This is a genomic window from Aeromonas sp. s6 (genome assembly GCF_040907815.1).
GTDB classification, from domain to species: Bacteria; Pseudomonadota; Gammaproteobacteria; order Enterobacterales; family Aeromonadaceae; genus Aeromonas; species Aeromonas caviae.
The window spans coordinates 23,642-32,726 of sequence record NZ_JBFOCN010000059.1; the positions used below are offsets into that span (position 1 = coordinate 23,642).

Sequence of the window (9,085 nt, forward strand, 5' to 3'; positions counted from 1 at the left end):
CTGCCAACAGGGGGCACACCCGTGACGACTGCTTCAGCGCTGCCGGATCTGATCCTCGGGGCCTCGCTCTACTTTCCGCCCCTGTTCAAGGCCGTGCTGCTCGGCCTGCTGGGCTGGCTGCCGCTGCACCATCTGCTGCGGGACTGGCTCTACGGCGGCGAGGTCTGGCACCCCCTGCTGATGGATCTCTCCCTCTTCATCCTCGCCGTCAGCGGCGCCCTATGGATATTGCTACATGGCTAAATCACCCCTTGCGACCCTCAAATACTTCTCCACCCTGCTGGTCTTTGCCCTGGCGCTGGTGTCGCTCTGGTGGCTGTGGAACGACTACATGCAGGGCCCCTGGACCCGGGATGGCAAGGTGAGGGCCGAGCTGGTCAGCATCACGCCCCAGGTGTCGGGCAAGATCGTCAGGATAGGGGTCAAGGACAACCAGCTGGTGAAGGCGGGGGACCTGCTCTTCACCCTGGATCCCGAGCCCTATCGCATCGCGCTGGACAACGCCAGCGCGGCCCTGGCCAAGGCCAGGTCGGATCTCGACAAGGCGGAGCACGAGGCGAACCGTCGCCAGAGCCTCTCCCGCACCGTCATCTCCGCCGAGGCGGTGGATGAGTCCAGGCTCAATGCCCAGGCGATGAAGGCGGCCTATGAGGTGGCCCAGGCCAATCTGGAGCAGGCCAGATGGTCCCTTGCCCGGACCGAGGTCCACGCCGCGAGCGACGGCTACATCACCAATCTGCAGGCCAGGGTCGGCAACTACGCCACCGCCGGGGTGCCCCTGGTGGCCCTGATAGACACCCACTCCTTCTATGTGCAGGGCTATTTCGAAGAGACCAAGCTCAGGCACATCGCCCCCGGCAAACCGGCCGAGGTGGTGCTCTACAGCGGGGATCGGGTACTCAGGGGGGAGGTGGAAAGCATAGGGCGCGCCATTCACGATCAGAGCCTGGAAGGCAGCGAGGGGCTGCTGCTCGACGTCAAGCCGAACGTGCCCTGGGTGCGCCTGGCCCAGCGGGTGCCGGTGCGGATCAGGCTGCTGGCGATTCCCCCGGATCTGGTCTTGATCGCGGGCACGACCTGTACCATCACCATAGGGGACTAGGGTGATCCCCTCGCTCTGGCGCCAGACCCCCTGGGGCAAGGCCAACGGCGGCCAGTGGCGCTACGCCCTGCGCAATGCCCTGGCCATGTGCCTGTCGCTCTGGCTGGCGTTCGTGCTGCAACTCGACTCTCCCTACTGGGCCATGACCTCCGCCGCCGTGGTGAGCTTTCCCACCGTGGGGGGCGTCATCAGCAAGAGCCTGGGGCGGGTGGTGGGCAGCCTCATCGGCGCCATGGCGGCGGTGATGATCACCGGCCTTGGCATCGGTGATCCCTGGCTCTTCAGCCTGCTTATCGCCCTCTGGCTGGGGGGGTGCACCTACATCTCCAACCACCATCAGAACAACGTCTCCTACGGTTTCGCCCTGGCGGGCTATACCGCCGCCATCATCGCCTTCTCCTGCGTCAACCTGACCGACCCGCAACATATCTTCGACATCGCCCAGGCCCGGGTGAGCGAGGTGATCGTCGGCATCCTCTGCGGCGGCCTGATGATGATGATCCTGCCGAGTTTCTCCGATGGCGAGACCCTGCTGGACTCCCTTGGCAAGAGCCAGACCCGGCTGTTGGAACATGCCCAGCTGCTCTGGCTCGGGGAGACGGGCGCCGATGTGCGCACCGCCCACGAGGGGGTGATCGGTCAGATCCTCACCCTGAACGTGCTGCGCATCCAGGCCGTCTGGAGCCACCACCGCCTGCGCCGCCACAACCAGTTGCTGAACTATCTGCTCCATCGCCAGCTGAGGATGGTCAGCCTCATCTCGGGGCTGCGCCGCATGCTGCAACACTGGCCAGAGGACGCAGTCGACCCGGCCCCCATGCTGGCCGCCGTGCTGCGGGAGCTGGGGCAGGGGGGCTGCGACAAGCTGCGCATCGCCCGCCTGATGGCGCCCTTCGTGGCCCGTTCGGGGGACGATTATCGCTGTCAGGCCTTCTGGCTGCGGCTGCGCCACTTCTGCTGGAGCTACCTGGAGTGTCAGCGCTGGCTGGAAAGGCTGGCCCGCCACGATGGCCAGGAGTGGCCGGCGCCGCCGCGCCACAGCTCTCTGACCAGCCACACCGACGGTTTGGAGGCGGCCTACAACGGGGGGCGTACCTTCCTCTGCGTGATGCTGGGCTGCACCTTCTGGATCCACACCCAGTGGGATGCGGGCGCCGCGGCCCTGACCCTGCTCGCCATCTGCTGCGTGCTCTATTCCGCCACCCCGGCCCCGGCCAAGGGGGCCCAGACCATGCTCAAGGCCATCGTGCTGCTCAGCTTTATCTGCTTCGGGGTCAAGTTCGGGCTGATGATCCGCATCGACGACTTCTGGATCTTCTGCGCCCTGCTGTTCCCCGCCCTCATCACCCTGCAACTGCTGAAATTGCAGCGCCCCCAGGGGGCGGCGCTCTGGGGCCAGCTCATCGTGCTGCTCGGCTCCTTCCTCGCCATCACCAATCCGCCGAGCTACGACTACCTCGCCTTCGTCAACAGCAGCCTAGCGCAGGCACTGGGAGTGATGAGCGCAGGGCTGGCGTTCCAGCTCCTGAGGCCCAGCTCGGATCGGCGCAAGAGCCGCCGCCTGATGCACCGTCTGCGGCGGGATTTCGTGGACCAGCTGGCCCCGGCCCCGCAGCAGAGCGAGGGGGAGTTTGAATCCCGGGTCTATCACGCGGTGAGCCAGCTCAGCCAGAGTCAGGATCAGGGGGCCCGGCTCTGGGTGCTGCGCTGGGGCGTGGTGCTGCTCAACTGCAGCCATATCGTCTGGCAGCTCAGGCTCTGGCGCAGCCGGGATCCGGCCCTCTATCTGGTGCGGGACGGCTGTCTGCGCTGCCTGAAAGGCATTCTGACCGAAGGGGGTGTGCAGCACGAGACCCTGGGGCGCACCCTGGCGGAGCTGGACCGCATCAGCCAGGGGCTGGGGGAACATGCAGACCCGGCGGCCCGGGCTCTGGCGGGGCTGGTGTGGCGACTCCACTGCTCCCTCTCCCAGCTTGTGCAGGCCCTGCCCGGGGAACCCGCCTGATCCCGGGCGGGGAGGCCGGAGCCCCTCTGGATCACCCTTTGCGAGCGCCCCATTTGTCCCGGGCCCTCCCAGCGAGTAAGATTCCCCCCAAACGTCAATTCGCAAGGCCCTCCATGTCCACTCAATACAATGCGGATGCCATTGAGGTCCTCAATGGCCTTGAACCGGTGCGTCGCCGCCCCGGCATGTACACCGACACCACCCGGCCCAATCACCTCGGCCAGGAGGTCATCGACAACAGCGTCGACGAGGCGCTGGCGGGTCACGCCCGCAATCTGGAGGTGATCCTGCACGAGGATCAGTCCCTCGAGGTGATCGACGACGGTCGCGGCATGCCGGTGGACATCCACCCGGAGGAAGGGGTTTCCGGTGTGGAGCTGATCCTCTGCAAGCTGCACGCGGGGGGCAAGTTCTCCAACAAGAACTATCAGTTCTCCGGCGGCTTGCACGGGGTAGGGATCTCCGTGGTGAACGCCCTCTCCGATCGGGTCGAGGTGACGGTGCGCCGGGACGGCCAGGTCTATGACATCGCCTTCGAGCGGGGCGAGAAAGTGCAGGAGCTGACCATCACAGGCACCTGCGGACGCCGCAACACCGGCACCCGGGTGCGCTTCTGGCCAGAGGCGCGCTACTTCGATTCGTCGCGCTTCTCGGTCTCCAAGCTGGAGCACCTGCTCAAAGCCAAGGCCGTGCTCTGCCCGGGCCTCACCATCAAGTTCCTCGACAAGAACACCGGCATCAAGTTGGAGTGGTGCTACGAAGACGGCCTCAAGGATTACCTCATCGATGCGGTCAAGCAGTTCACCTGCCTGCCGGAGCAGCCCTTCGTCGGCTCTTTCAGCTCCGAGCAGTCGGCGGTGGACTGGGCCCTGTGCTGGTTGCCGGAAGGGGGCGAGTGCCTCGCCGAATCCTATGTGAACCTCATTCCCACCGCGCTCGGTGGCACCCATGTCAACGGCCTGCGCCAGGGGCTGCTCGATGCCATGCGCGAGTTCTGCGAGTTCCGCAACCTCTTGCCGCGCGGGGTCAAGCTGACCCCGGAAGACATCTGGGATCGCTGCGCCTACATCCTCTCCATCAAGATGCAGGACCCGCAGTTTGCAGGGCAGACCAAGGAGCGCCTGTCGTCCCGCCAGAGCTCGGCCTTCGTGTCGGGCGTGGTGAAGGATGCCTTCAGCCTTTACTTGAACAGCAACACCGAGCTGGCCGAACAGCTGGCGGAGCTCTGCATCTCGAGCGCCCAGCGCCGGATGCGCGCCGCCAAGACGGTGGTGCGCAAGAAGATAACCCAGGGCCCGGCCCTGCCCGGCAAGCTCACCGACTGCGGCTGCGCCGACCCCATGCAGGGGGAGCTCTTCCTGGTGGAGGGTGACTCCGCGGGCGGCAGTGCCAAGCAGGCGCGGGATCGCGAGTTTCAGGCCATCATGCCACTGCGTGGCAAGATCCTGAACACCTGGGAGGTGGAGGCCGGTCAGGTGCTCGCCTCGCAGGAAGTACACGACATCTCGGTGGCGATCGGGCTCGACCCCGACTCCGACGACCTCTCCGGCCTGCGCTACGGCAAGGTGTGCATCCTGGCGGATGCGGACTCGGACGGTCTGCACATCGCCACCCTGCTCTGCGCCCTCTTTGTGAAGCACTTCCGCACGCTGGTGGAGAAGGGCCATGTCTATGTGGCCATGCCGCCCCTCTATCGTATCGACATCGGCAAGGAGGTCTTCTACGCCCTCGACGAGGACGAGAAGAACGGCGTGCTGCAACGGGTCGAGGCCGAGAAGAAGAAGGGCAAGGTGATGGTGACCCGATTCAAGGGGCTGGGTGAGATGAACCCGAAACAGCTGCGGGAAACCACCATGGATCCCAACACCCGCCGCCTGGTGCAGCTCACCATGGGCGCGGAAGGGGGGGCAGAAGGGGAAGATGGGGACGAGACCCTGCAACTGATGGACATGCTGTTGGCCAAGAAGCGCGCCGGTGATCGTCGCGAATGGCTGGAAGAGAAGGGCAACCTCGCCATCATCTAAAGCGAGTCGCAAGTACCCCACCCTGGCCCTCCCCTTCGCAAGGGAAGGGGGCCAAGCCTCTCCTCCCCCTCATGGAGGGGGAGGTTGGGAGGGGGTCTTGTGATTCACCGTCGGCCCCCTGCCGACCCGCATTTCCGGCGTGCCCTCTGAGGGCACGCCATAGCAAGAGAACAACCTTATGAGTGATGCTATCGAGCTCAGTCTGTTGGATGAAGTAGAGCGCCAACCAGCTCCCGAACCGAAAGAGATAATCACATGAGTGATGCTATCGAGCTCAGTCTGGACGGGGTAGAGCGCCAGCCAATGCGCACCTTTACCGAGCAGGCTTACTTGAACTACTCCATGTACGTCATCATGGATCGGGCCCTGCCGCATATCGGCGACGGCCTCAAGCCCGTGCAGCGGCGCATCATCTACGCCATGAGCGAGCTGGGTCTGTCGGCGCTGTCCAAGCACAAGAAGTCTGCCCGTACCGTGGGTGATGTGCTGGGCAAATACCACCCCCATGGCGACAGCGCCTGTTACGAAGCCATGGTGCTGATGGCCCAGCCCTTCTCCTACCGCTACCCGCTGGTGGACGGTCAGGGCAACTGGGGGGCGCCGGACGATCCCAAGTCCTTTGCCGCCATGCGTTATACCGAGGCGCGGCTGTCGCGCTTCTCCGAACTGCTGCTCTCCGAGCTCGGCCAGGGCACGGTGGAGTGGACGCCGAACTTCGACGGCACCATGAAGGAGCCCGTGGTGCTGCCCGCCCGCCTGCCGCACATCCTGCTCAACGGGGTGACCGGTATCGCGGTGGGGATGGCGACCGATATCCCGCCCCACAACGCGCGGGAAGTGGCCCACGCCTGCGTGGAACTGCTGGACAACCCCAATGCTGGCCTGGATGCGCTGATGGCCCATGTGCAGGGGCCGGATTATCCGACCAATGCCGAGATCATCACGCCGCAGGGCGACATCCGCAAAATCTACGAGACCGGCAAGGGCTCCATCAAGCAGCGAGCGGTGTGGAGCGAAGAGGATGGCGACATCGTCATCACGGCACTGCCCCATCAGGCCTCAGGCGCCAAGATCATGGAGCAGATTGCCGCCCAGATGGTGGCCAAGAAACTGCCCATGGTGACCGATCTGCGGGATGAATCGGACCACGAGAACCCGACCCGTCTGGTGATCGTGCCGCGCTCCAACCGGGTGGACGTAGAGGGGCTGATGGCCCACCTGTTCGCCACCACGGATCTGGAGAAGAACTACCGGGTCAACCTCAACATCCTGGGTCTGGACAACCGGCCCCAGGTGAAAGACCTCAAGACCATCCTCACCGAGTGGCTGAGCTTTCGCCGTGAGACGGTGCGTCGCCGCCTGCAGTATCGCCTCGACAAGGTGCTGGCCCGCCTGCACATCCTCGAAGGCTTGCTGATCGCCTACCTCAACATCGACGAGGTGATCGAGATCATCCGCACCGAGGAGGAGCCGGGCCGGGTGATGATGGAGCGTTTCAATATCAGCGAGACCCAGGCCGAGGCGATCCTCGAGCTCAAACTGCGCCACCTGGCCAAGCTCGAAGAGTTCAAGCTGCGTGCCGAGCAGAATGAACTGGCGGAAGAGCGCGACAAGCTGGAACTGATCCTGGGTTCCGAGCGCCGTCTCAGCACATTGCTCAAGAAAGAGATCCTGGCGGATGCCGAGAAGTACGGCGACGATCGCCGCACCCCGCTGGTGGAGCGCGCCACCGCCGTGGCCCTGACCGAGAAGGAGCTCACCCCGAGCGAGCCGGTGACCGTGATCCTCTCCGACAAGGGGTGGGTGCGCGCCGCCAAGGGCCACGACGTGGATGTGGAGGGCCTCTCCTACAAGGCGGGGGACAACTATCTCGCCCACGCCCATGGCCGCAGCAACCAGCAGGCGGTGTTCCTCTCTACCCTGGGACGTACCTACTCGCTGGAGGCCCATACTCTGCCCTCTGCCCGCAGTCAGGGCGAGCCGCTCACCGGCCGCTTCGCGCTGGGGGCCGGTGAAGAGGTGCGTCATCTGGTGATGGGTAACGAGGGCGAGCCGTACCTGATCTGTTCCGACGCCGGTTACGGCTTCGTCTGCCAATACGACGACCTGACGGCCAAGAACAAGAACGGCAAGGCGCTGCTCACCGTGCCGGAAGGGGGTATCGTCATGGCGCCCCAGAGGATAGGCGCGCCGGAGACCGATCTCTGCATGGCCATCTCCAACGAGGGGCGCATGCTGCTGTTCCCGCTCAATACCCTGCCGGTACTCGGCAAGGGCAAGGGCAACAAGCTCATCAGCATCCCGTCGGCGCGCGTGAAGGCGCGGGAGGAGTTTATGGTGATGGCCGCCGTGATCCCGCAAGGCCAGTCGGTCACCCTGTTTGCCGGCAAGCGCAAGCTCACCCTCAAGCCGTCTGACCTTGACTACTACCGCGGCGAGCGCGGCCGCCGCGGCGCCAAGCTGCCCCGCGGTTTGCAGCGCGTCGATCGCATCGAGATTGAACCCGTCGCCGGCGCCGAGCCGGTAGCCGGGGAAAATCAGGAAGGGTAATAATTAATGAAGGGCGCGAAAGCGCCCTTTTTTGAGGGTTACTTTGTATTTCGTAAGTTTAAACCCTTCTTTGAAGTAATATCCTCTAGTTTAAGTGATGACAGGTTTTCTATTACAGAATCTAGAGTGGTGGAATTTTCAGAGAGCTCTAGCTCTGAAAGACTGACAATGCCAACCTGATGAACAATCTTATTTCTAAATGTTTGCAGGTTAATTATGTCGTCTGATGTACTCTTATCAATAAGTCCTTTGTTGTCATATAAATACCTAGCTTGCATTCTTATATTTGTCTTGTTTTTTTCATGTTTTCCATAAGAATCATCGTCGTTGGATGACAACTCGCATGCAGTTCTTACTATATGTACAAGTTTATTGTATTTTTCGATATATTCACCAGCTAGTTTATTTGCCATGCCACTGAAATTCTCAGCAAGTTCCTCTCGCTCTGATTCTTCAATGTGCATGTCGCCAATGGAATCTAAGGCTGCCTGTATCTTCTGGCATATATCATCACTTATATTTGTCAGCTCAGCTAACTCAGGTTTGCTAATGCCCCGACAGTGGGCTATCTTGCACCGATATTCGTATAACTTTTCCCACTTGGTTCTTAAGTATTCAGATTCACATTGGACTTTTTTTGCGAAATATTTTTCCCAGTTAGTGAATGGAGAATACTGTTTAAGCTCTCCTACTCTAATATATTCATCATCAGTTTTGTCTTTAAGTGAGTCGATGAAACGATTTGCATCTGCTTTGGTGTACTTTTTGAAAAGGAAATTGGAAAGTTGAATGAAGTCCACTTCATGTAAAAAGTTAGTTTTTTCCTTTTTGTTTTCTGTTCGAACTGAGTCTAGAACTTCCTTTGGTGTTGATGCATCGCTCCAATCATAACCAATGCTGATGGCCATAAATTTAGCAATGAGCTTGCGCATTAAATTCTCTGTTCTGTATATAATTGGGTAACCTTTTTGACAATATTCCTCTCCTACGCCATCATGCAGGATAATAATGTTTCTCCCACTTGTCTTTGTACATACCTTTCTTATTTCTTTAAGAAGAGATTTATAGTCTTCATGCTGATTTTCATCAGTGCATTCTATTGTAAGGTCGTAGTATATAGAGTTGTCAGTCAGAGTTCCTTGGGCAAGAATGTATGGAAATATAACTCCATTATAAGAAAATGATTGTTCTTTTTTTGAAAATGAAATTGAGGAATGTGCTACAAGCAAACTTCGGAATTTTTCAACAGTTGTACAGAGTTTTTCTTGAGCATCAAAAGTTATTAAGTATTCACTTTTCAATTCCAGCTCCTAAATAGCTGTTCCGAATAGTAGATCACCGGAGGAAGGGAACTCAGTCCAGTTTGTGCGATCTGATTAGTCGCTAAACAAAACAAGCCACACC

At 60.6% G+C, this 9,085-nt stretch carries 6 protein-coding genes; 5 read left to right on the forward strand and 1 reads right to left on the reverse strand.

The window, feature by feature from the left end:
- From AB5Y50_RS09690 to parC, 5 genes are all read left to right on the forward strand, one after another.
- On the forward strand, positions 1–243 hold the full coding sequence (locus AB5Y50_RS09690; protein ID WP_039039819.1) for a DUF1656 domain-containing protein: 243 nt from the start codon (positions 1–3) through the stop codon (positions 241–243).
- Positions 236–1,102 carry an HlyD family secretion protein gene (locus tag AB5Y50_RS09695; protein WP_039039753.1) on the forward strand — a complete coding sequence of 289 codons (867 nt, stop codon included), beginning with the start codon at positions 236–238 and terminating at the stop codon, positions 1,100–1,102. Before AB5Y50_RS09690 ends, AB5Y50_RS09695 begins: the two co-directional genes overlap by 8 nt.
- Position 1,103: 1 nt before the next feature.
- Positions 1,104–3,107, forward strand: a complete 2,004-nt coding sequence (locus AB5Y50_RS09700; protein ID WP_182956587.1) for an FUSC family protein — start codon at positions 1,104–1,106, stop codon at positions 3,105–3,107.
- A 113-nt stretch (positions 3,108–3,220) separates the two neighbouring features.
- A complete protein-coding gene (parE, locus tag AB5Y50_RS09705; protein ID WP_319882951.1) occupies positions 3,221–5,131 on the forward strand; it encodes a DNA topoisomerase IV subunit B in 1,911 nt (636 codons plus the stop codon).
- A 255-nt stretch (positions 5,132–5,386) separates the two neighbouring features.
- Positions 5,387–7,681, forward strand: coding sequence for a DNA topoisomerase IV subunit A (gene parC / locus AB5Y50_RS09710; RefSeq protein WP_319882952.1), 2,295 nt, complete (start codon positions 5,387–5,389; stop codon positions 7,679–7,681).
- 38 nt (positions 7,682–7,719) lie between these two features.
- On the opposite strand, the gene AB5Y50_RS09715 is transcribed toward parC, so the two are convergent.
- A complete protein-coding gene (locus AB5Y50_RS09715; protein ID WP_319882953.1) occupies positions 7,720–8,982 on the reverse strand; it encodes a HEPN domain-containing protein in 1,263 nt (420 codons plus the stop codon).
- Positions 8,983–9,085: the final 103 nt, after the last annotated feature.

Excerpts from the sequence above, each read along its gene's own strand:
- AB5Y50_RS09695 (WP_039039753.1), top strand. The coding sequence starts at position 236 with ATGGCTAAATCACCCCTTGCGACCCTCAAATACTTCTCCACCCTGCTG.
- parE (WP_319882951.1), top strand. The coding sequence starts at position 3,221 with ATGTCCACTCAATACAATGCGGATGCCATTGAGGTCCTCAATGGCCTT.
- parC (WP_319882952.1), top strand. The coding sequence starts at position 5,387 with ATGAGTGATGCTATCGAGCTCAGTCTGGACGGGGTAGAGCGCCAGCCA.